The sequence below is a fragment of the Vreelandella salicampi genome (assembly GCF_013415105.1).
Classification (GTDB): Bacteria; Pseudomonadota; Gammaproteobacteria; order Pseudomonadales; family Halomonadaceae; genus Vreelandella; species Vreelandella salicampi.
This window is the reverse complement of sequence record NZ_JACCDF010000012.1, coordinates 21,528-43,317: the sequence shown is the minus strand read 5'-3', so window position 1 is coordinate 43,317 and position 21,790 is coordinate 21,528. Positions and strand designations below refer to the sequence as shown.

The following is a 21,790-nucleotide window of genomic DNA, read 5'->3' as shown; positions in this document are numbered from 1 at the left end:
GAGGGCAGCGCATACGGGCTCAGCCGCCCCGAAAGGCGGCTGAGCCCGTGACCACGTTGCAGGTACGCAAAGGAAACACAGAAAATGCCTGGCGCTAGAACCCAAGCTCGTCTAGTAAGTCATCCACTTGGTCTTGGCCGGAGACGGTGTCGGGCGCCTCGTCATTGACTTGCGGGCCGTTGAGGAGTTCCTCATTGCGCCGGGCGTTATCATGCTTCCACTGATCTTCGGCCTTACGCTGCATGGTTTCCCGCGCTCGCGCTTCCGGCACGTTATCGATCAGCACCTGCACCAACTGATGTTCGATCTCGCGGATCACGTCCATCATCTTCTTGATCACTTGGCCGGTCAGGTCTTGGAAATCCTGGGCCATCATGATTTCTAGAAGCTCTTTACTGGTCGCAGCAGTCATGTCCGGCACGTCGCTTAAATAGCTGCGCGTATCTTTCACCAACGCTTTGGCTTCATCAAGCTCTTTCGGCGCTTCGAACCACTCGGTCCAGCGCTTATCCAGCGCTTCGGCACGCTCTGTGAGCTGATCTTGCATGGGCTGGGCCCGGTCAATGGCATTGAGTGCGCGCTCGGCTGCCTGTTCGGTCATCGCCGCAACGTAGTGCAAGCGATCACGCGCATCGGGAATCGCCTCGGCTGCCTTCTCGATCTCTTTATCCAGGCCTAGCTCACGCATGTTCTCACGCAACATGCGCGTCAGTTTGCCAATGCGGTGAATCAGCTCTTCGGAGGCCTCCTCAGACAGCTGGTCTGAGCCGTCCTGCTCATTCTGACTCATGGTGTTTTCTCCTCACATTATTCAGGCGCTTTAGCGCCCTTCCGCTCACTTGCCCATTTTCTCGAAGATTTTGTTGAGCTTTTCTTCGAGGGTCGCGGCGGTGAAGGGTTTCACCACGTAGCCATTGGCGCCGGCCTGCGCAGCGGCAATGATATTCTCTTTTTTGGCTTCAGCGGTCACCATCAGCACCGGTAACTCTTTCAGCGCATCATCCTGGCGGATCTCTTTGAGCATTTCGAGCCCGTCAAGGTTCGGCATGTTCCAGTCAGAGACCACAAACTCAAAGCTGCCGGCACGCAGTTTATTGAGCGCGTCTTGCCCGTCTTCGGCTTCTTCCACGTTGGTAAAGCCAAGCTCTTTGAGTAGGCTGCGCACAATGCGGCGCATGGTAGGAAAGTCATCCACTACCAAAAAGCTCATGTTCTTATCTGCCATGGGTCATCCTCTATCAGTATCAGCTTTTAAAATTCTTCCCAATCGCCATGCTCATGCGATGACGATGGTGTGAGCGTATTGCGCGGAAGCAGCAAAAATCTCGTCTATAATATCAGTTACACGGCGTACTGACTCATTACGAACGCCGTCATTAAACGCGCTGAGCGCGGCCGGATGCAGCCACCAGCGACATCAAGCGACCGGGTATGTCGTCCAAGGAGGCCACTTCGGTAGCCCCACCGAGCGCAATCGCTTCGCGCGGCATACCAAAGACGACACAGGTCTCTTCGTTTTGCGCAATCGTCTCAGCGCCGGCTTGGCGCATTTCCAAAAGCCCCGCAGCGCCGTCTTTGCCCATGCCGGTCAAAATAACGCCGACGGCGTTTTTCCCGGCTTGCTTCGAAGCTGAGTGAAACAGCACGTCAACCGAGGGCCGATGACGATTGACTGGCGGGCCGTCGTTAAGACGCGCAACATAGTTGGCCCCACTGCGCGCGAGTTCCAGGTGTTGATCCCCGGGGGCAATATAGGCATGGCCCGGCAGGACGCGCTCGCCGTCGCTCGCTTCTTTGACGGTAATGCGGCACAGACGATCAAGCCGCTCGGCAAACGAGCGGGTAAAGCCGCCCGGCATGTGCTGGGTAATCAAAATCGCCGGCGCATTGGCTGGCAGCGGCTCTAATACCGCACGAATGGCTTCGGTACCGCCGGTGGAAGCACCAATGATAATCAGCTTCTCGCTCGAGACTAGCGGAGCCTTTATCTCTTGCTTCGGTGGGGTGTTCTTGTGTCGCGCCTGGCGGGGGCGCGAACGGGCGGCAGCGCGCAGTTTTTCCGCAATCTCGTTGGCATACTCCATCATGCCCGTGCGAATCCCCAAGCTCGGCTTGGCGACAAAATCCACTGCACCTAATTCCAGTGCGCGTAGGGTTATCTCAGAGCCTGCCTGGGTCAGCGAAGAGACCATCAGCACCGGCATGGGGCGCAAACGCATCAAACGCTCGAGGAAATCCAAGCCATCCATGCGCGGCATTTCCACATCAAGTGTGAGCACATCCGGATTATGCTGCTTAATGAGATCCCGCGCTACGATAGGGTCGGGGGCCACCGCCACCACTTCCATATCCGGCTGGGTGTTGATGATTTCGGTCAGTAAGTCGCGAATGAGTGCTGAATCGTCGACGCATAGGACTTTAATTTTAGATGCGCTCAATGCACGCCTCCTTTCGTGTTAATACGAGAGTTGAGCTGGCCACCACCATCGGTTGACACGCCCCTACGCTGTTAGCGAGATATAAACCAACTGAACGCCCGTTATTTTGGCGCCAATGTATACACCGTTTGCCCACGTAGTTTGAATTCGCTGCTGATGTAAGAAAAGTTCTCCGAGTGCCCGGCAAACAAGATACCGTCGGGTTTTAGCATCGGCGCAAATCGCTTGAGGATTTTTGCCTGTGTGTCTTTATCGAAATAAATCATGATATTGCGACAAAAAATCACATCGAACGGTCCTTTAATCGGCCACTGCGGTGCTAACAAATTCAGCGGCAAAAACTCAACGAGCTCCGAGACTTCCGGGCGTATTCGCGCCAACCCCAGGCGACGACCTGCCCCCTTTTGGAAAAAGCGCTTAACACGCACTTCGTCAAGCTTGTTAACTTGCTCAAGCGGGTAGACGCCCGCCCGCGCTTTTTGCAGCGCTTCAGTATCGATATCAGTCGCCACCACTTTGGATTGGCTAGCCTTGGGGCCTAGCGTCTCCAAGAGCGTCATAGCGATTGAGTAGGGTTCTTCACCGGTTGACGCTGCCGAGCACCAAACATTCACCGGGCCGGTTTTATGCTTAATGTGCTCCGCTAACAGCGGGAAGTGATGCGCCTCACGGAAAAATGCGGTGAGGTTGGTGGTCAACGCGTTGGTGAACGCCTCCCACTCTTTCGCATCCGGCTGGCGCTCAAGACGCGAAAGGTAGTCGCTAAAGCGCGTAAGGCCATGGTGACGCAGCCGCTTGGCTAAGCGGCTATAGACCATCTCACGCTTATGCTCTGCCAATACGATACCCGCGCGCAGGTATATCTGCTCGCGGATACGCGTAAAGTCAGCGTCTGTCAGCACCAGATCGCGTTCGATTTGGCTACTCGACGCCCACTGGCTGGCGTCCGTTCCTTCACGTTGCTGTGTCAAAACTCCTCCCACTCATCCACAGCGGCCGGCTGTCGTTTATTCGACAATGTCGGCCGAGTTTCGCGGCGCTCATCGCCATCGCTTTGGCGTCCTGGCAAACTACCTGACGGATTCGAACTCACATTAACAGAATGCTGCAACGCAGCTGAGTGCAACGAACCGCCTGATTTTAAACGAAAGGCTTCCACCGATAGCGCCAGCAACGATGCTTGCTGCTCTAGCGCCGCCGCCGCCCGCGCCGTTTCCTGCACGCGCACCGCATTTTGCTGCGTGCTCTGATCCATATCGGCCACGGCTTGGTTAACTTCCACAATACCGCTGCTCTGCTCTTCAGAGGCGGAGGAAATTTCGTGCATAATTTGCGTCACACTTTGGGTCGCTTGAATCACCTCGGCAATCGCCCCTTCGGCTTTTTTCACCAGTCCCGCTCCAGCGTTGATATCGCGGTTAGAGCCGTCTATGAGCTGGCGAATTTCACCAGAGGCATCGGCACTGCGCCCAGCGAGCTTTCGCACTTCGTCGGCGACCACAGCAAAGCCGCGCCCGTGCTCGCCCGCACGCGCCGCCTCAACCGATGCATTGAGGGCTAAGATATTGGTCTGGAAGGCGATAGAATCGATCACGTCGATGATATCGGTCATCTTTTTGGCGCTATGGGTAATGCGCTCCATGTTCGCGACAAGCTCCCCCATCAGGTCACTCGTTTGGGTCACTTGAGCGTTGTTATTTTCGGCTAAACGACGCGCCTCCTGTGCGTTTTCGCTATTCTGGCGCACCGTAGTGGTCATCTCTTCCATGCTTGATGCCGTTTGCTGCAACGCCGCCGCTTGCTGCTCGGTGCGGGCTGACAGCTCTTCATTGCCGCTGGCAATGTCCCGCGCCGAAGGTGTAACGACATCGATACCGCTTTTCACATCGCCAATAATACTGCTGAGGCTTTTGCGCATGATATTCAGCGCATCCATCAAATAGCCCACTTCGTCGCGGCGCTGTACCGGCTCCTTCACCGCCAGGTTGCCACTCGCAATCTGCAGGGTAAAACGTGCGGCATTGTTCAGCGGTCGGGTAATCGCGCGCAGGGTTAGCACACCGATCAGCACCAGTAGCAGCAGGCCCACTACCAGCACCACGGCCTGTGCGGAAAGCATCAAGGTTTGCCCTTCTTCTGCGTCAGCCGCCATGGCTTCTGCGGCGCGCTGTTTTTGCTCAATCAGCTGGTTTACCTGCGTCGAAATCGCTTGGCCGTCACGGTTCATCACGCGAATCACCTCATCAAGCCCGGTGAAAGCGTCATAGGTATCTTCTGACTGCAGCACACTGGCCGCACGGTTCATTCCTTGCGCTAAAAACGTCTGCAGCTGCTGATCAAATTCACGTGAGAGCTCATTGCTATTCACCTCACGGCTGTAATACGCCTCCCATGCAGACGCCACCTCAGCCGCTTGCGCTTCTATCGACTCCCCTATATCAAAGCGCTGCTCGATGAGCGCCATCCGCTCCGGTTCGATCATCGCTTGTCGCGCCTGAGCGATGGTTTGGTCGATCTGCTGCAAGCGAATCACATCGAGTAGGCCGTCGTTGTTAACCCGCTCTAAGCGTTCACCTGCTACCTGTAAACCGTATAGCCCTAGCCCGCTGCAAACGAGCAATAAAAGGCCTGCAACCACGATCATGGCGGTTAACTTGGCACGAATCGTGTCAAGGCGCACCCGCGATAAGCGCGCGATGATACCACGCTTTCGAATGCGTCCTTTGTCCAAATACACGCGTGAATTTCGGCCGTCGCGCATCTCGGCATATACGCGCTCAGCGTGGTCGATGGCGTCGCGGCTCGCCTTAACCCGGACAGAGGCGTAACCGATAATGTCGTCGCCTTCCATAATGGGTGACACACTGGCCTCCACCCAGTAGTGGTCGCCATTTTTGCAGCGGTTTTTTACCAAGCCCCGCCAAGTGCCCCCCTTTTTAATGGTACGCCAGATGTCTTCAAACGCTGCCGGCGGCATATCAGGGTGGCGAATGATGTTATGTGGCGCGCCAATCAACTCATCTTGCGTAAAGCCACTGATCTCAATAAACGTCGGATTAGCGTAAGTAAGACAGCCTTTCAAATCCGTTCTTGTAACTAGAGAATCTTCATCGTTAATCTCAACTTCGCGTTGAGTCACCGGTTGGTTATTTCGCATGGTTATGCCTTACGTTTTGTTTTGTCGTCAGGGGATCGGCGCGCTTTACGTTAGCTTGAGATGGTGCTCTGTTTGAATCGTAAAACGTTCAACAGCGTCACGTAGGCGCGCTGCTTCTTTTTCCAGTTCATTGGCGCTATGCGCGGCTTGCTGCACCAGTTCAGCGTTTTGTTGTACTACCTGATCCATCTGCGTTACCGCCTGGTTGACCTGAACAATACCGTTACTTTGCTCTTCAGACGCGGCGGCAATTTCATCCATGATATCGCTGACACGCTCCACCGCTTCCACTAACGTATGCATGGTCTTCCCTGCCTGGTTGACCCGCTCAGTGCCTGCATCCACTTTACTTAGCGATTGATTGATTAGGTGGCGAATCTCTTTGGCGGCATCTGCACTGCGGCCAGCCAGGCTTCGCACTTCTTGGGCCACGACGGCAAATCCCTTGCCATGCTCGCCCGCCCGCGCCGCCTCAACCGAGGCATTAAGCGCTAATATATTGGTTTGAAACGCAATATTATCGATCACGGTAATAATATCGCCGACCTGGTGGGAGCTTTGGCTAATCTCTTCCATCGTCGTGACGATCTCGCCGACTTCTTCACCGCTGCGCCTTGCCGTGAATGTCGCGTCCCCCGCAAGCTGGCTGGCTTGGCGAGCATTGTCAGCATTATGGGACACCGTGGAGGAGAGTTGCTCCATGCTTGATGCCGTCTCTTCTAACGACGATGCCTGCTGCTCGGTACGCGCCGACAAATCGTTATTACCACTCGCGATATGTTGCGAGCGGTCGTAGATAGAGGCTCCGCTCTCGCGCACCTCGCCCACCGTGTGCGAGAGAGAGGCTTGCATGTCTGCCAAGGCGAGATAAAGGCGGCCTATCTCGTTATTCCCCGGCACATGTACCGACTGGCTTAAATCGCCCTGCGCCATCCGCTCGAAGTAACCCACTAGGTTATCCAACGGCCGCAACACATTAGCCGCCACTCCCCACATCACAACGATCACCGTTACCACGGTGAGCAACACAAGCGCGAGTAGTGCCCAGCGCAACCACTGAGCAATGTCGGCAAACGCAGCTTGTTGCGCCGCCGCGTCACCCCCGTTAGCCACAATGTGCGCGCCCTGTTGCAGCGCATAAAAGCCCGCACCGCAAGCCAGCAGCACCAGTACGGAAAACGTCAATAGGACGAGGATCCAGCTGAGCCGAACCGTCAGGTTTTGCATTAGTTGTCGTATTAGCTGTGTCACGCACAACGCTCCCTGCGTAACCAACCCTGTTAACGGTTGCTGGTGCTATCCACCAGCGCCATTTCTTCGCTGGTCAGTAGCTTATCGATATCGACCAGCACCAGCATGCGATCCTCTAGACTGCCTAGGCCACTGAGGAAGTCTGAAGAGAGCGTCACGCCAAACTCGGGGGCCGGCTTGATTTGATCCGGCGTAAGTGTCATCACGTCAGAGACGCCGTCGACCACGATGCCAACAATACGATCCGCCACGTTGACCACGATCACGACCGTTTGACCACCGTACTCAACGCTATCCAAATGGAACTTAATGCGCAGATCCACAATCGGTACGATCACACCGCGCAGGTTGGTGACCCCTTTGATGAAGTCGGGGGCATTGGCAATACGCGTTACGTTTTCGTAACCACGAATCTCCTGCACTTTGAGAATATCAATCGCGTACTCTTCATCCCCTAGTGAGAAGACCAAAAATTCACGGTTGTCTGCTTCTGCGGCGGCAAGCACCGCATCGTTGTTAGCCTGGCTCATGACGGCTCTGCCTCCTTAAAGTACATCGGGTTTTGCTGACTTACCGGTTTGCCAGACTCTTTTTTCGCCCGGCTTAAGCGGTGTAGCCCTGTAATATCCAGAATCAGCGACACGCTACCATCACCGAGGATGGTCGCCGCTGAGATGCCTGGCACTTTGCGATAATTATCTTCTAGGTTTTTCACCACCACTTGCTGCTGGCCGATCAATTCGTCAACGAGCATGGCGTAGCGGCGCCCTTCACCTTGCACGATGACGGCAATACTTTTGGTCGGATCGGTGATGGCGTTTTCAACGTCGAGCACTTCGTGAATAGCAATGACCGGCAGGTACTCATCGCGTACTTTAAGTACCACATCGTCACCGGCCATGGCGTACATATCGCCTTTGGCCGGCTGCAGTGACTCAAGCACGGCAGAAAGCGGCAATATAAACGTCTCTGCGCCAACTTTGATCGACATGCCGTCCAAAATCGCCAACGTCAACGGCAAGACAATGCGCGTATTGGTGCCTTCGCCTTTTTTCGACTGAATCTCGACGCGGCCCCCCATGCCTTGGATGTTTCGCTTCACCACATCCATGCCCACACCACGCCCGGACACATCGGTCACTTCTTTGGCAGTGGAGAAACCGGGGGCAAAAATCAGCTGCCAAACATCCTCATCACTCATGGTGTCGGACACGTTCAGGTCATTTTCCCGCGCTTTGGCTAACAGGCGCTCGCGATCCATGCCTGCGCCATCGTCTTTCACTTCAATCAGAATATTGCCGCCCTGATGGCGAGCGGAGAGCGTCAACTTACCGGTTCTCGGTTTGCCCACGGCCTCGCGCTCATCGGGCATTTCAATGCCGTGGTCGAGGCTATTGCGCACCAAGTGCGTTAAGGGGTCGGTAATGCGCTCCACGAGGCTCTTATCGAGTTCAGTAGACTTACCTTCGGTGACCAGCTCAATGTCTTTGCCCAGCTTTCCCGCTGTGTCACGTACCACGCGGGGGAAACGGCTGAAAACAAACTCCATTGGAATCATGCGAATCGACATCACCGACTCTTGCAGATCCCGCGCGTTACGTTGCAAGAGGCTCATGCCGTTTTGCAGTGAGCTATTAGGGTCTTCAAGGTCACTCACCGTCTGATCGAGCATCGATTGGGTGATGATCAGCTCGCCCACCAAGTTGATGATCTGATCCACCTTGTCGACGGAAACACGAATCGAAGAGGACTCGGCGGCAGCTTTTTTAGTCTTCGGCTTTTCGGCTTTCTTCTCGGGCTTTTTCTCGGCTTTTGCTGCCGGCTCCGCCGCTTTTTCTGGGGCTTTCTCTTGCGGCTGTGCCTTTTCTGGCGCTTTCGCGGGGGCGTTGGGCGCTGGCACTTCGCCTTCAATAGCGGTGACTTCCACTTGCTCCGGCTCGATAATAAAGCACATCACGGCTTCGATATCGTCCGCACTGATGTTGCCCTGAAGAATCACTTCGTAGTGTGCTTCATCTCCCGAGTGGGACTGTACATCGCCTAGCTGCTCAAGCTCCTCAACCAACAGAGTACGGTCTTTTTCATCTACGTTGATCAGTGTGACTTTAAGCATGTCGCCAGACGCCGCTGACGGAGCATCTGTGCCACTCGCCTCTTCCACCGGCACCTCTTTGGCAGATGCTGTTTTGGTGTCACTCGATGAGGAAGATGAGGTGGCATTGGCAATCGGTGCACCTTCTGCCGCTTCCAGCCCTTTACCAATTTCTTCTATCGCAATCTGCTGAAGCGTTTGGCAAATACGCTCAAATACCTCCTGATCGGGCTCCTCCTCGCTACGGTAGGCATTAAGTTGGTCGTGCATGATGTCTTTTGCCTCTAAAAACGTATCAACGAGGTCGGCCCGCAGCGCAAGTTCGCCTTTACGCGCGTGGTCGAGCAGGTTCTCAAAAATGTGCGTTGTTTTTTGCAACGCCGTAAAGCCGAACGTGCCCGCGCCCCCTTTGATAGAGTGGGCGGCGCGGAAAATGGCGTTTAGCTGTTCGCTGTCCGGATCTTCGACATCCAGCTCCAGCAAGTGCTGCTCCATATCCGCAAGCAACTCTTCGGCTTCTTCAAAAAAGGTGTCAAAAAAATCCGTGATATCCATGCACCATCCCACCTTGTACGTCGTATTTTTATGTCAACGGCCAGCTACTCAGCGGTCTCTGGCGGCTGTGAAAAGTTGTCATTTAGAGCGTCCACTTCTATACCTGCGTCCACGTCTAAACCGGGAACCGGCAGGGGAATCGGCGACGGCATGTCCGACATCACGCTTGGGTTGCGGATGGCGTCGGCAATCTCCGGCAGCAGTACCACGAGTTCAATGCGGCGGTTGACCGGGTCATCCGATTCAGTGTCCGGTAGAGTAACCCGGTCAGCAAAGCCTGAAACCCGCAGCAGTTGACCCGGATCAAGTCCGCCGGCAATAAGCTCACGTCGCGAGGCGTTAGCTCTGTCACTGGACAGCTCCCAGTTACTGTAGCCGCGATACCCACCGCTATAAGGAATACTGTCGGTGTGGCCACTAATGCTCAGTTCATTGGGCAACTCGTTTATCAGTGGCGCCATCGTGCGCAATAGGTCACGCATATAGGGCGCAACCTGGTCACTACCTAGTTCGAACATAGGGCGCTGTTCGGTATCGAGTAGCTGAATGCGCAGCCCTTCCCGGGTGAGATCAAAGCGCATCTGGTTGCGCATCTGGTTAAGCTCAGGGTCTAGGGCGATGGCTTGCTCGATGCGCTCTTGCACGTCGCGGAAAAAGCGCCGGTCCTGCATACTGGGGCGGGTATGCTGAAGGGTGTCGATACGGGCGCGCTCGCCATCAATATGGGCAGGATCTGGCCCACCACCGGGAATCGCACTGGTACTGCCAGAGCGATCTCCGCCCGTGATAGCAGTGGTCAGCGGCATACTGAAGTACTCAGAGACCCCCTTACGCTGCTCTTCACTGGCGGTGGATAAGATCCACATCACCAAAAAAAGCGCCATGAGCGCGGTCATGAAGTCTGCCAGCGCAATTTTCCATGATCCTCCGTGGTGAGCGTGTACCACTTTTTTGCGCCGAATAACAATCGGGCGCCTATCTCCGCCTTGACTCATGCACTGCCTGCCTTTTTGGCGTCGCGCACGTAATCTTCCAGTTCCGTGAAGCTTGGGCGCTCGGCGGTAAACAAGGCTTTACGGCCAAACTCAACGGCAATCTGGGGGGCGTAACCATGCAGGCTCGCCAGCAGCGTCACGCGGATGCACTGCAGCATTTTTTCCGCTTCCTTGGCTTGGCGTTCCAAATGGCTCGCGACGGGGTTCACAAAGCCATAGCCGAGCAGAATACCCAGGAAAGTCCCCACCAACGCGTGGGCAATCATTACGCCCATTTGCTCGGGGCTGGCATCGGCATACGTCAGAGCTTTCACCACCCCCATCACCGCCGCGACAATGCCAAACGCGGGCATGGCATCACCCACTTTAGCGATAGCGTCAATGGGAATGTGCGACTCCTGCTCAAACGCCTCAATCTCATGCAGCATAAGCTCGTCAATCTCCATTGGCTCCATGCCGCCGCTTACCATCAAGCGCAGATAATCGGTGATAAAATTCATGATATGGGGGTCGGCCAGCAGCGTCGGATGCTCTTGGAATAGCGGGCTCTCTTGTGGGTTATCAATATCCCGCTCGATCCCGAGCATCCCTTCGCGTCGAATTTTAGACAGCAGCTTGAACTGCAGCGCCATGAGCTCCATATACATGGCTTTATTATATTTTTTCGTGCGCCTTAGTTTGGGGAAGATTTTATACGTGGCCTTTAGCGCTTTACCGTTGTTGGCCGCAATGAACGCCCCGACACCAGCGCCACCAATCATCAAAAGCTCAGTTGGCTGGAACAGCGGCCCCAGGCTCCCGCCCGCTAAAACGTAGCCGCCAAATACGGAAAGTAGAACTACTAAATACCCTAGAGGAATAAGCACAGGCAGTTTCCTTGCTATTCTTTTGTCGCCAGAAAAGCCTTTCGGCAGCGAATAAACGCACAACGCTTTAATACCGGCGCTGATGAAAAAGTACCATTATGAATGCGTTGCATCTATATACTCGGCACTTTTTTGTCCAACTTGAATAGCAGTGCAAACGTTAGGTGGCTATTTCGACGTTTTTTTAGCGGAAGCTTTGCGGGTTTTCCCCGCTCGCGAAGGTGGCTGACAAATACCACACACGTAATCTTGTGTGGGGCTATGCGCATGCGCGACAAAGCGCCCCCCACAACGGGTACAACTATTCAGCTGTAAAAGGTCGCTCTCGAAAAAGCGCACGAGCGTCCAAGCGCGCGTCAGCCCCAAGGCGGGCTCGACACCCTCTAAGGAGATTTGCTCGTCATATAAGCGATAGGCTTTCACAAACGCATCAATGCGTTCGCAATCCCCATCTTGCATCAAGCTGATATAGGTATTGTAAAAAAGCGACGAGTGGATATTCGGAAGCCAAGTTATAAACCAGTCGGCCGAGAAGGGCAGCATGCCTTTCGGCGGCGACATACCACGCACCTCTTTATAGAGCTTAATTAAGCGCGTACGGCTTAATTCTGTTTCCGTCTCCAGCACCTGTAGCCGTGCACCTAGCTCAATTAGTTCAATGGCCAGCTGCACCTGGTGCATTTCATCCACCAAGCTTTTTTGACTCACTGACTCTCCTCACCTGAGTCGGGTGTCTTTGAGGAAGATGTCTTCGGACGCTTAGGCAGAGACTCGGGTGTTTCACCAGCTAGCAGCAGCGAAGTGTGCAACCCAGCCAACCCCTGATCGCGCGGATTTTGTGTCACTTGGTGAAGCTGCTCGGCGCTAACGGACGTCAGACGGCACAGAAGCTGGTTAGTACGCGCTAACTGAGTGAGCTGCCGTGCATTAAGCGCCATGAGAAGATCCGCCATCTCGGCGTCAATTTTGAGACGGAACATCCCTGTCTCGCGGTCTTCTCCCAGCAAGCGCTGGGCAAGAAGCAAGTAGGTTAAGTTGATTTCTTGGATTTCGTCGAGAAAGCTGGTTTGACTCATGCTGCCCTATGAAAACGACACGGTAGATCCATGGTTCACCCTTTCTGCATGCACCCTTTATAGGGAACCTCTATCTACTTCATGGTTGCATACAATGGCGATATTGGCTACTCAGACGCGTCGCGAGGGCTAACTCCTTCGGCAGAAAGTTCAAACACCCACACCAAAAGTTCCGCCACGACTTGGTAAAGGCTGCCGGGAATTTCTTCATCTATATCAAGCTGCATCAAAAGCGCCACCAGCTCCGGTGCATCGTGCACATAGATTCCCTGGCGCTGAGCTTCCGCCATGATACGCTCCGCTAGCTCACCATAACCTTTGGCGACCACACGCGGGGCACCGTCATCGCTTTGATACGCGAGTGCTACTGCCTCGCGCCGTCGCTCACCCGGAGAGTTCATCAGCGCCCTCTTGTGTTATATGGCGCGCGCGCACTTGCACTTTACGTAGATCCAGCGCAGATAGCCGCTTTTCAAGCGCAGGCACGCCCTCCTCTAAGCGCTGGTGAACCGTTTCGCTCTCAGTGGTGAGATCAACGCTTAACGCCCTGCGGTAGAGCGATAAGACCACCTCTAACTCACCCAAATTAGGCACCTCAAGGCGCATTTCGGAGCGCCAACCATCCGCTTCCTGGTCGCCTTTTTCTTCACCTCCTTGCTCTTCTTCACGAGTGGGGAGCGTAACCACCAGCGCCATGAAGATTCCCGCCCATACATCGCCTTCCCAGCGAATCGTGGGCATCACCAGCATCTCTAACTGCTGACGCACCATGCTTTGCAAGCTCTCATGTACGATATCTCGCGATTGCCGCGCCGTACCCATTTCTAGCATCTCACGCGCACCGGCCAGCTCTCCTCGCGCGGCGTCAGGGGTCGCATTTAGCGGTGTGCCACTCGGCACGTTGGCGCCACGCCCAGCCGCCCCCTCAGGACTGCCGGTCGCCGACAGCAACACACTACCAGGCTGAATCAAAGAGCTTCCGCCAGGGCTATTTGAGCCACCCTGCCCTAGCTGGCCGCCTTGAAGCCCCTGCAGCATCAAGCTTAAACCAGACCTTTCCGGCACCACAAAAGGAACGGAGGACGGCAACAAAAGCGGCGGCCCGTTAGGCGCAAGAGGGTTATTAATAGCTCCCCACCCCGAGCTCCCAGCGCCAGCCGCGGTGCCGCTAGCACCTCCCAGCGCTAGATTCGCCAACGAAGGCGACGGCCGAATACCGGGCTGCATTTGCGGCTCACGCAATAACTGTTGCCGTGACCCTTCGCCTTGAAACCAACGCTTCAGGTGTGATTCATAGAACAGACCGCTGTCACGGATGCTCGATTCCAGCCGCGTAGCGAGGGTTTGTGGCGAAGCGGTTTCGGCTGTCGACATCAACGGCGCTTCGGGCCGTAACACGGAAGGGGGCGCAGGGAAGCGCAGCAGAACATCGGCAATGCTGCGCGCGGCGGGGCTAAAGTGCGTCTGGGTTGAGCCTGGGCCTTGGGGAGTTAGTCCGCCACGAACGTCTTGGCGAGGAAAATCCAGTTGGGGTGGTAAACGGCGCAGATCAGTTAAACGAGGGTCAGAAGAGCGTGCATCCAAACTTGAGTCGCTACGCACAGCTCGCAGCCCCTCACCAGGGTCTACGGGGCGCACCGGCTCATTTAAGACACGCGGCGAGGCATCTCCTCGTTTGCCCAACACTTGATGCATTAAGGTATCGATTAACGGCGTGATACCGCTCACGTTGACCTCTTCGTATCCGCCTCACCAAGCGCATAAAATGCGTCGGAATCACCTTGTTGCGGTGCATATGCGCGGTGCAAACTGCGCTGGCGTTGAGAGACGCCGATCAGTTTGCCCAACTCGTCACGGCGCGCAACAAGTTGACGACGAATCTCAACGTCGTGCTCAAGAATCGCCTCTAAAAGCTCGGCTTTGCGCCTCTGCGCCCTTTCATCTAACGTCAGAGCACCGTCGAGCTGCCTCAACTTTTCCACCAGCATAACGTAGTGGGTACGCTGTTCGATAAGCGCTGTCCACTCTTCCGCTTTCGCAAGCTCATGCATCTGTGCCGCACTATCAAGCAGTGCGGCATAGGCGTCGAGCAATGATTGCTGCGCCACCGGGTCGTAGGTGGAGTTAGACGCTGACATGCACATGCCTCATGCGCTTTGCTGTTGGCCAATTTCTCGCCATGCCGAGGCGATATCTTCAAGCAGTTGCTCTGCTTGGTTTAGGCTTTCTTCATCATTGCGCAGGTTAGCCGCCAATAATAGCCGTGCGATGTATTCATAAAGCGAGCCCAAGCGCTCGGCAATTTCACCACCTTTTTCTTGGTCGAGCGCCGCGGCGAGGCCATTATTGATAATATCTAGCGCCTTTGAGATCGATTTGCCTTTCTCGCCAGCATTGCCTGCCTGCATATGAATGCGAGCTGCGCGAATGGCGGCCTGGGCGCCGTCAAACAGCATCACAATAAGCTGATGCGGGTTCGCCGACATCACTCCGCTCTCGACCCCTACCCGAGCATACGCATTGGCTCCTCGGCCGTAGGCATTGGCGCCACGTGAGTAAGTCATAAATACTAACTCCTGTCATGAAATGAACCGCTAATATTTATCATATCGGCGCCAACTACGGTGACTTTAACGCGACGCTATGTTTTTCATCTTTGCATTGTTTTTCTAACTTAGGTTTTTAACCTCGCGCCACGTCGGCATTAGGTAGAAACCGCCACTTCACCAACAGGCCGCCCCAGTCGCTCGGCCACATCACCCCGGATAACCGCCCTTAAATTCTCATTGGAAGGGGGCTCGGCTTGTTTAGCAATCTGTACTTCAGTGGCATTGCCTTTAGCGTCTAAGCGTAGCACCCAGGCCAACTGCTCACTTGAGAAGCGCACCAAAGAACCAATGGGCAGAGCCTTAAAATGCTCGATATAACGCTTCATCCAGCTCGGATCAAACTGATGTGGGTGGCGAAGCAAGTGACGATAGATCTGCTGAGCGGTGCGTGCGGGCCGGTCGGCTCGATCACGGCGCATCGCCTCTACCACGTCTACAATCGCGCTGGCTTTTGCCAACTCATGCAGCTGATTGCCGCTTAGCCCTTTCGGGTAGCCGCTTCCATCCATACGCTCGTTAATACCACCAATCACGGCCTGGGCAATGCGCGCCGATAGCCAGTGACAATTGTTTAGCCGCGACAAAATCAACTCGACATGCTCGCTCATCACACTGCGGTGCGTCCCTTCAAACTTAGGCGCCTGAAAGAGCACTTGTGGCACGAGTGCTTTACCCAAATCGTGCACCATGGCGCTCGCTGCAATGGCCTTACGTAAATCCTGGGGAATATTGCTGCCCACCAGATCCAATAAATGCACGGCGACGGAGAGGCTGTGGCGTACCAGTAATGGCTCGCGCGTCATGCAGCGGGTTGCAAACAGCAGAGCTTCACGGTCCTCTTCATGCAGCGTCAGCAACCTATCAGCGTAACGCGAAAGTTGGCGAGAATTTACGTCGCTTCCGTTTTGCAACAGCAGCATTTGAGAGTCGAGATACGCCGCCACTTTGGCCAAACGCCGCGCCATCGGCGTAGCGTAGTGTTTTAGCTCGCGTTGGCCGATATTATCGCTGTTGCTGCGTTTTTTGGGCACTTCAAACAACGGCGACGGTTGACGTCCTGACTGGTTATCTTTCTTGTAACGTGACGCCTCACGCTCAATTTCACAAACGAAATACCAAATTTGCCGCTCTTGTTCAGAACTGCAATTCGTAAAGCGAAAGCCAATCCTTAGCAGCTGATGATCAGGATCGGTTTTCCGGTGGCGTACTTCGCCCTGGACTTCAAAATACGTACCATCAGGGAATTTAAACCCCATTTTTAGCGGCTGAGCGTCCGCCTGGGAAAGAATACCGCTGGCGGTCATAGGTAGCTCGACTTGGCAGCCATCTTGGGATAAGTCGCGAAGCTCACCCTGGACAGCCAAATCATCATGCCCAAACAGCGTGACCGGCACTTCCATGCCCATCCGCAGCTCAGCACGGAAGGATTCCCGGCGCTGTAACACATCAAGAAACGCCGGATAGTCGCTACAACATAAATAGCGCCCGCCAGCATGACGAACTTCAGTAAGCTCAAGCGACGGAGTACGCACCACCTTGCCTTGCGCTTGGCCACGCAAAAAAAAGGTCGCGCCGTTTTGCAAGCGAGCTAGCAGATGATCGACCGAAGACAGGTCCATCACCAAGGTTTCCCCTGCATGCTGCTCCATCAGCACAATTGGCTCTGGCCGCGCGTCAGGCTCATTTAAGCACAGCGAAACGCCACCGCTTTCAATTAAACCTTTAAGCAGTGACTCAATCGCAACCGATCCTGCGACCCGTTCATATTCATCTTCTTGCGCTGACATCCTCGCCTCACTTCCCTATATTCCTTAACGACAAATCTGGTGGCTAATGCGAATGCCCTAATGCCGCGCTGAAGGATACCAGAACCGCCCCACCTAGCGCATAGCTAGCTTAATATTTCTCGCCTAATACCCCAGAGCCCTTCGATTGATGTTTTCAACCATCAGCGTGTAAAGCCGCTCGGTTTGACGTATGTCTACCCTGCCCCCTTTCAACGGCTTAAATCCCCAGCGGCTGCGGGAAAGTGGAGAAATGCTAGACAACGTCGATTGCCTGGCGGCTTCGCCGCTATTCGCTATACTGTACTAGCGTTACAAAATTTAAAGATCTGGAAAGAATTGCCGATAGTCGATTTGAGGTTATAAAAAAAGAAACGCCTGCTAGATAGCCTGATTAACCTAGCTACCACACGGGCATTAAAAAAGAGGAATAGATATGAGCTCACCACTAACGGATGCGACTCATACGCTATCAGCGTCGTCATTAAACGATGTCACCCCCAGGCAACGTCTGGAAAACGTCTTGGATAAGCTGCCTACCGCAGGATCGCAGCTTGCTCAAGCAGAAAGCAATAACGCCGTGACGTCGCCCGCTGCACTGACCGAACCCTTGCAACGCATCAATGAAGTCATGAGCCAACGCGGGCTGGAGTTCGATTTAAGCGAGGAGAGCTCGCGTGTTATCACACGCGTTGTTGACCGTGAATCGGGTGAAGTTATTCGCCAGATTCCCGCAGAAGAGATATTGCGTATTGCCGAACGCCTTAATGAACTGCAAGGCGGTCTGGTAGACTTAACCGCCTAACATCGCCAAACAGCGACGTTATACCTGCATGTTCATCACGTCTCTGTAGGCCGAAACCACGCGGTTACGTACCTGCATGCCCATCTGAAAGGCAACACTCGCTTTCTGCATATCGGCCATCACTTCGTTAAGCGCCAAGTCAGAATCACCAGCCTGGAACGCCACGGCTTGGCTATTAGCGGTTTGTTGCAAACGATTGATGCGCTGGATAGACGCTTGAAGTTCACTACCGAAGCTACCCTGCCCAGCCGCCGTAGACACCTGAGACCCTTGAAGGGGTTGCTGGCTGGCTTGGCTAGCTAGCTGCTGCATCTGTTGCAACGCGGATTGAATCGCCGGTGAGCTCATACACATGCCTCAAGCGCTGAAAAATGGAATAATGCGCAAAGCCTAACACCGGTGTCAGCTTCCTCATGCGAACAAATGCGTATAAAAACCTAGGCTTTTCGTTCCTTTAGGCTCGACGTGCCACCGGATAATGGCGTCCATCATAATTCCGCATGACTAGAATAGCGGACAATCGCGATTGACGGATATAGCCTATGTCTTCTTTGGTGATGTGCCTGGGTCGTAACCGGTTTTGCTTGCCTTCTTGGAGGAACGCATGAGCGAAACCGGCACAGCGACAGGCCGTCAAAACAGTACGACACAAACTTCCCAGCAAGACGGGGCACAGGCGAGTAATCAGCCTGCCCTGTCTACAACTGAGCGCGTCAAACAGCAGCTTCGTGGCAATCCCTTGGTCGTCCTTCTCATTGCAGGCGCGGCTAGTGTGGCAATTATCGCGGCGCTATTTATGTGGGCAAGTAGCCCCGAATACCGCGTGCTTTACAGCAATCTCAGTGAAGCCGATGGTGGACGCATTATTACCGAGCTTGACACTCGTGGCGTCCCTTACCAATTTAGCGACAACGGACAAGCCCTGCTAGTTCCTAGCGAAAATGTCCACACGCTGCGCTTGCAACTTGCCGAGCAAGGCCTGCCTCGCGGGGGCAACATCGGTCTGGAACTCATGGAGGATCAGGCCTTCGGCATTAGCCAGTTTGCCGAACAGGTCAACTACCAGCGCGGCCTTGAGGGTGAGTTAGCCGAGTCCATTGAATCGCTCGCTCCGGTTGAAGATGTCCGCGTGCACCTATCAATGGCTAAACCGTCGGTTTTTATTCGTGATCGTGAGTCTGCTAAAGCATCGATAGTGCTCACGCTTTTACCTGGCCGTGTATTAGGCCAGGGCCAAGTCAGTGCGATTGTGCACATGGTATCAAGCAGCGTGCCTGAGCTCGCGGCGGAAGATGTTTCAGTGGTTAACCAAGACGGGCGCTTACTCTCGGCTGACACGGGCGGCAATAACGACTTGGATGGCTCTCAACTGGAATACATCAAAGAAGTTGAGCGTTCTTATCAACAACGCATAGAAAATATTCTGACGCCTATCCTCGGCGACGATAATATTCGTGCTCAAGTGGCCGCGCAGATTGACTTCTCACGCCGCGAAGAAACTTCTGAAACCTACGGACCTAACCAGCCGCCCAACGAAGCCGCCGTTCGCAGCCGCCAGACGAGCCTCTCGCTTGATGGTGAAGACCCGCTCGCCACCGGTATTCCCGGGGCATTAAGCAATACGCCGCCAGGCGTTGCCCCCTCCCCTATCAACGCTCCCGAAGACGGTGAAGGCGAAGAAGAGGGCGAAGAAGACGCCAACAACCCCGGCGATTTGCGTAGCCTGAACCAAGATGATGTGATCAACTACGAAGTTGATAGAAACGTTGAGCATATCCAGTACCGCCGAGGGCAAATCGAACGCTTAACCGCCGCCGTCGTGGTCAACTACCGCGAAGAAATGAACGAAGAGGGTGAGTGGGAACAAGTAGCGCTGAGTGACGTGGAAGTGCAGCAAATAGAGCGCTTGGTTCGTCAAGCCATGGGCTTTTCACCCGCGCGCGACGACGCCATTGACGTGGTGAATACGCCGTTTGCCGAGGAGCGCGAAGAGGAAGACACCAGAGAATGGTGGCAACGCCCCGAGGTGCTGGAAATGGCATCAAACCTCGGCCGTTATTTGCTTGTCGCCCTTGCCGCACTGCTACTCTACTTGCTGATTTTGAGACCGCTAATCAAGCGTTACACGCAAATGCCGGTCATGGCGGCCGCGGTACCAGGCGGCGGCACGCTGCACACAAGCGTGGGTGAAGACGACGACGATGAAAGCGGGGAAAGCACCGAAGGTGGTGAAGAGGCGGATGAGACGTACCGCAAGCCCAAACGTAAGCGTAAAACGTCGCTTTACGAGCACAACCTCAATGATCTTCGTGAAATGGCCCAAGAAGACCCCCGCATGGTCTCCATGATCATTCGCAGCTGGATGAATTCGAAATGAGTAGTGCAGTCGCAGAAATGACCGGCGCGCGTAAAAGCGCCATCTTACTTCTCGCCCTCGACGAGGACAGCGCCGCGGAAGTCTTTAAGTACCTCGGCGCTAACGAGGTGCAAGAAATCAGTATGGAAATGACAAAGCTGCAGCAGGTCTCTCACGAAGACATGAAGGCAGTGCTGGAAGCTTTCCATCAAGAGACAGAAGAGTTTGTCGCGCTTAACCTCAACTCTAGCGACCATATTCGCTCGGTGCTGACCAAAGCGCTTGGCAGCGAGCGTGCGTCCAGCTTAATTGAGGATATTCTCGAAACCACCGGGGAAAACTCAGGCATTGATGCGCTCAACCTCATGGAAGCCTCAATGGTGTCGGAACTCATCCGCGATGAGCACCCGCAAATTATCGCCACCATTTTGGTCCACCTAGAGCGCCACCAGGCATCCGATATCTTGGAGCTTTTCGACGAAAAACTGCGTAACGACGTCCTCCTGCGTATCGCTACGTTTAGCGGCGTTCAGCCAGCTGCGCTTCAAGAGCTCACTGAAGTACTCAGTAATATGCTTGAAGGCCAAAACCTCAAACGCAGCAAAATGGGCGGCGTAAGAACCGCTGCCGAAATTCTCAATCTGATGAACTCTTCTCAGGAAGAGACGGCTATCGAAACCGTCCGTGCGCACAGCGAAGATTTGGCACAGAAGATCATCGACGAGATGTTCCTGTTCGAGAACCTGCTCGACCTCGACAACCGTGCGATACAAATGTTGCTACAAGAAGTCGAGACCAACTCGTTGGTGGTCGCACTCAAAGGTGCAGAAGACGCCCTAATCGACAAGTTCCTACGCAATATGTCGCAACGCGCGGCAGACCTGGTGCGTGAAGACATGGAAGCCCGCGGCCCTATCCGCGTTTCACAAGTAGAAACCGAGCAAAAAGCCATTCTTCAAGTGGTACGCCGCCTAGCCGACGCGGGCGAAATCGTCTTAGCCGGTGGAGACGACGAGTATGTCTGATTTCCAGTCCGCCGAATTCGACCGTCATGGCCATTGGCGGCGTTGGCAAATGGACGAGCTGAGTCAGCCCGCGCATCGCAAGCCCGGTGAGCAAGAATCGCCCGCTGCCGAGCACAAACGCAAAGTTGCTGCTGCAAAGAAAGCGGCAGAAGCGGCGCGCAAGCGCGAAGAGCAAGAGCGCCAAGCCCTCTATGACAAGGTGCGTCGCCAGGCCGAAGAAGAAGGATATCAAGCCGGTTTTGAACGTGGGCAAAAAGAGGGGCGTACGCAAGGACTTGAAGAAGGCCGCGAGCAAGCGAACAAAGAACTTGAGAAGCAGATAAAGCAGACTATTACCCCACTGGCAACGCTGACCCAAGAGTTTAACGAGGCACTTGGCCTACTTGACGATACCGTGGCCCATGACCTTGTTGACTTGGCCCTTGCTACCGGAAAACAGCTGGCTAGCGATGCGTTAAACACCTCGCCCGAGCATATCCTCGATACCGTGCGTCAACTTTTACATACCGAGCCCCCTTTAGTCGGCCAACAGCGCCTGTGGTTAAATCCGGACGACCACGCGATTGTGGAACAACACCTAGGCGACGAACTACGTGCTGCCAACTGGAAACTACAGCCCGACGACCAACTCGCTCGCGGCGGATGCCGTGTGACGAGCGCACAAGGTGAGCTAGACGCCACGTTTGAAAGTCGCTGGCAATCGATTCAGTCGCAAACACGCCAGCGTCATACGTTAGCGCCTAGCGATAACGAATCGCCGGATAACGCGACAGAGTAATGC

At 54.7% G+C, this 21,790-nt stretch carries 22 protein-coding genes; 4 read left to right on the top strand and 18 right to left on the bottom strand.

The genetic code is table 11. The annotated features are described in order from the left end of the window. Nucleotides 1-94: 94 nt before the first annotated feature. The 17 genes from cheZ to HZS81_RS13210 all read right to left on the bottom strand — a co-directional run bounded on the left by cheZ (nucleotide 95) and on the right by HZS81_RS13210 (nucleotide 16,826). Nucleotides 95-790, bottom strand: a complete 696-nt coding sequence (cheZ, locus tag HZS81_RS13290; protein ID WP_179931056.1) for a protein phosphatase CheZ — start codon at nucleotides 788-790, stop codon at nucleotides 95-97. A 45-nt stretch (nucleotides 791-835) separates the two neighbouring features. Further along, on the bottom strand, nucleotides 836-1,225 hold the full coding sequence (gene cheY / locus HZS81_RS13285; RefSeq protein WP_179931055.1) for a chemotaxis response regulator CheY: 390 nt from the start codon (nucleotides 1,223-1,225) through the stop codon (nucleotides 836-838). Nucleotides 1,226-1,376: 151 nt separating this feature from the next. Beyond that, nucleotides 1,377-2,438, bottom strand: coding sequence for a protein-glutamate methylesterase/protein-glutamine glutaminase (locus tag HZS81_RS13280; protein WP_179931054.1), 1,062 nt, complete (start codon nucleotides 2,436-2,438; stop codon nucleotides 1,377-1,379). Nucleotides 2,439-2,539: 101 nt separating this feature from the next. After that, nucleotides 2,540-3,409 (bottom strand): CheR family methyltransferase, encoded by an 870-nt coding sequence (locus HZS81_RS13275; RefSeq protein WP_179931053.1) that lies wholly within the window; start codon nucleotides 3,407-3,409, stop codon nucleotides 2,540-2,542. Next, nucleotides 3,406-5,595, bottom strand: coding sequence for a methyl-accepting chemotaxis protein (locus HZS81_RS13270; RefSeq protein WP_179931052.1), 2,190 nt, complete (start codon nucleotides 5,593-5,595; stop codon nucleotides 3,406-3,408). Before HZS81_RS13270 ends, HZS81_RS13275 begins: the two co-directional genes overlap by 4 nt. A 45-nt stretch (nucleotides 5,596-5,640) precedes the next feature. Further along, nucleotides 5,641-6,822 carry a methyl-accepting chemotaxis protein gene (locus HZS81_RS13265; RefSeq protein ID WP_179931156.1) on the bottom strand — a complete coding sequence of 394 codons (1,182 nt, stop codon included), beginning with the start codon at nucleotides 6,820-6,822 and terminating at the stop codon, nucleotides 5,641-5,643. 53 nt (nucleotides 6,823-6,875) lie between these two features. Continuing rightward, nucleotides 6,876-7,376: a chemotaxis protein CheW gene (cheW, locus tag HZS81_RS13260; protein ID WP_179931051.1), complete on the bottom strand. Its 501-nt coding sequence runs from the start codon at nucleotides 7,374-7,376 to the stop codon at nucleotides 6,876-6,878. After that, a complete protein-coding gene (cheA, locus tag HZS81_RS13255; RefSeq protein WP_179931050.1) occupies nucleotides 7,373-9,493 on the bottom strand; it encodes a chemotaxis protein CheA in 2,121 nt (706 codons plus the stop codon). Before cheA ends, cheW begins: the two co-directional genes overlap by 4 nt. Before the next feature lie 44 nt (nucleotides 9,494-9,537). Then, the gene (gene motB, locus HZS81_RS13250) at nucleotides 9,538-10,488 is read right to left on the bottom strand and encodes a flagellar motor protein MotB (protein WP_179931049.1); all 951 of its coding nucleotides are present in this window, start codon (nucleotides 10,486-10,488) and stop codon (nucleotides 9,538-9,540) included. Further along, nucleotides 10,485-11,354, bottom strand: a complete 870-nt coding sequence (gene motA, locus HZS81_RS13245) for a flagellar motor stator protein MotA (protein ID WP_179931048.1) — start codon at nucleotides 11,352-11,354, stop codon at nucleotides 10,485-10,487. Before motA ends, motB begins: the two co-directional genes overlap by 4 nt. 168 nt (nucleotides 11,355-11,522) lie before the next feature. Further along, on the bottom strand, nucleotides 11,523-12,062 hold the full coding sequence (gene flhC / locus HZS81_RS13240) for a flagellar transcriptional regulator FlhC (RefSeq protein WP_179931047.1): 540 nt from the start codon (nucleotides 12,060-12,062) through the stop codon (nucleotides 11,523-11,525). Next, complete coding sequence (flhD, locus tag HZS81_RS13235) at nucleotides 12,059-12,430, bottom strand: flagellar transcriptional regulator FlhD (protein WP_179931046.1); 372 nt, start codon at nucleotides 12,428-12,430, stop codon at nucleotides 12,059-12,061. Before flhD ends, flhC begins: the two co-directional genes overlap by 4 nt. Nucleotides 12,431-12,537: 107 nt before the next feature. Continuing rightward, complete coding sequence (locus tag HZS81_RS13230; protein ID WP_179931045.1) at nucleotides 12,538-12,831, bottom strand: EscU/YscU/HrcU family type III secretion system export apparatus switch protein; 294 nt, start codon at nucleotides 12,829-12,831, stop codon at nucleotides 12,538-12,540. Continuing rightward, entirely contained in the window at nucleotides 12,815-14,158 is a 1,344-nt protein-coding gene (gene fliK, locus HZS81_RS13225) for a flagellar hook-length control protein FliK (RefSeq protein WP_338401864.1), read from the bottom strand. The genes HZS81_RS13230 and fliK overlap by 17 nt, the downstream gene beginning before the upstream one ends. Further along, a complete protein-coding gene (gene fliT, locus HZS81_RS13220) occupies nucleotides 14,155-14,568 on the bottom strand; it encodes a flagellar protein FliT (RefSeq protein WP_179931044.1) in 414 nt (137 codons plus the stop codon). The genes fliK and fliT overlap by 4 nt, the downstream gene beginning before the upstream one ends. Nucleotides 14,569-14,577: 9 nt before the next feature. After that, nucleotides 14,578-14,994, bottom strand: coding sequence for a flagellar export chaperone FliS (fliS, locus tag HZS81_RS13215; RefSeq protein WP_179931043.1), 417 nt, complete (start codon nucleotides 14,992-14,994; stop codon nucleotides 14,578-14,580). Between the two features lie 140 nt (nucleotides 14,995-15,134). Then, nucleotides 15,135-16,826 carry an HD domain-containing phosphohydrolase gene (locus HZS81_RS13210; RefSeq protein WP_179931042.1) on the bottom strand — a complete coding sequence of 564 codons (1,692 nt, stop codon included), beginning with the start codon at nucleotides 16,824-16,826 and terminating at the stop codon, nucleotides 15,135-15,137. Between the two features lie 433 nt (nucleotides 16,827-17,259). Here HZS81_RS13210 and HZS81_RS13205 point away from each other — a divergent pair, with 433 nt between their 5' ends. Further along, nucleotides 17,260-17,628, top strand: coding sequence for a flagellar protein FlaG (locus HZS81_RS13205; RefSeq protein WP_179931041.1), 369 nt, complete (start codon nucleotides 17,260-17,262; stop codon nucleotides 17,626-17,628). A gap of 18 nt (nucleotides 17,629-17,646) precedes the next feature. Here the strand turns inward: HZS81_RS13205 and fliE are convergent, their stop codons facing one another. Continuing rightward, nucleotides 17,647-17,976 (bottom strand): flagellar hook-basal body complex protein FliE, encoded by a 330-nt coding sequence (gene fliE, locus HZS81_RS13200; RefSeq protein ID WP_179931040.1) that lies wholly within the window; start codon nucleotides 17,974-17,976, stop codon nucleotides 17,647-17,649. A gap of 256 nt (nucleotides 17,977-18,232) precedes the next feature. Between fliE and fliF the strand changes: the two genes are divergently transcribed. The 3 genes from fliF to fliH are packed head-to-tail and all read left to right on the top strand — an operon-like array spanning nucleotide 18,233 to nucleotide 21,787. After that, nucleotides 18,233-20,005 carry a flagellar basal-body MS-ring/collar protein FliF gene (gene fliF, locus HZS81_RS13195; RefSeq protein ID WP_179931039.1) on the top strand — a complete coding sequence of 591 codons (1,773 nt, stop codon included), beginning with the start codon at nucleotides 18,233-18,235 and terminating at the stop codon, nucleotides 20,003-20,005. Continuing rightward, nucleotides 20,002-21,009 carry a flagellar motor switch protein FliG gene (gene fliG / locus HZS81_RS13190; RefSeq protein ID WP_179931038.1) on the top strand — a complete coding sequence of 336 codons (1,008 nt, stop codon included), beginning with the start codon at nucleotides 20,002-20,004 and terminating at the stop codon, nucleotides 21,007-21,009. The genes fliF and fliG overlap by 4 nt, the downstream gene beginning before the upstream one ends. Further along, on the top strand, nucleotides 21,002-21,787 hold the full coding sequence (gene fliH, locus HZS81_RS13185; RefSeq protein WP_179931037.1) for a flagellar assembly protein FliH: 786 nt from the start codon (nucleotides 21,002-21,004) through the stop codon (nucleotides 21,785-21,787). Before fliG ends, fliH begins: the two co-directional genes overlap by 8 nt. Nucleotides 21,788-21,790 lie beyond the last annotated feature (3 nt).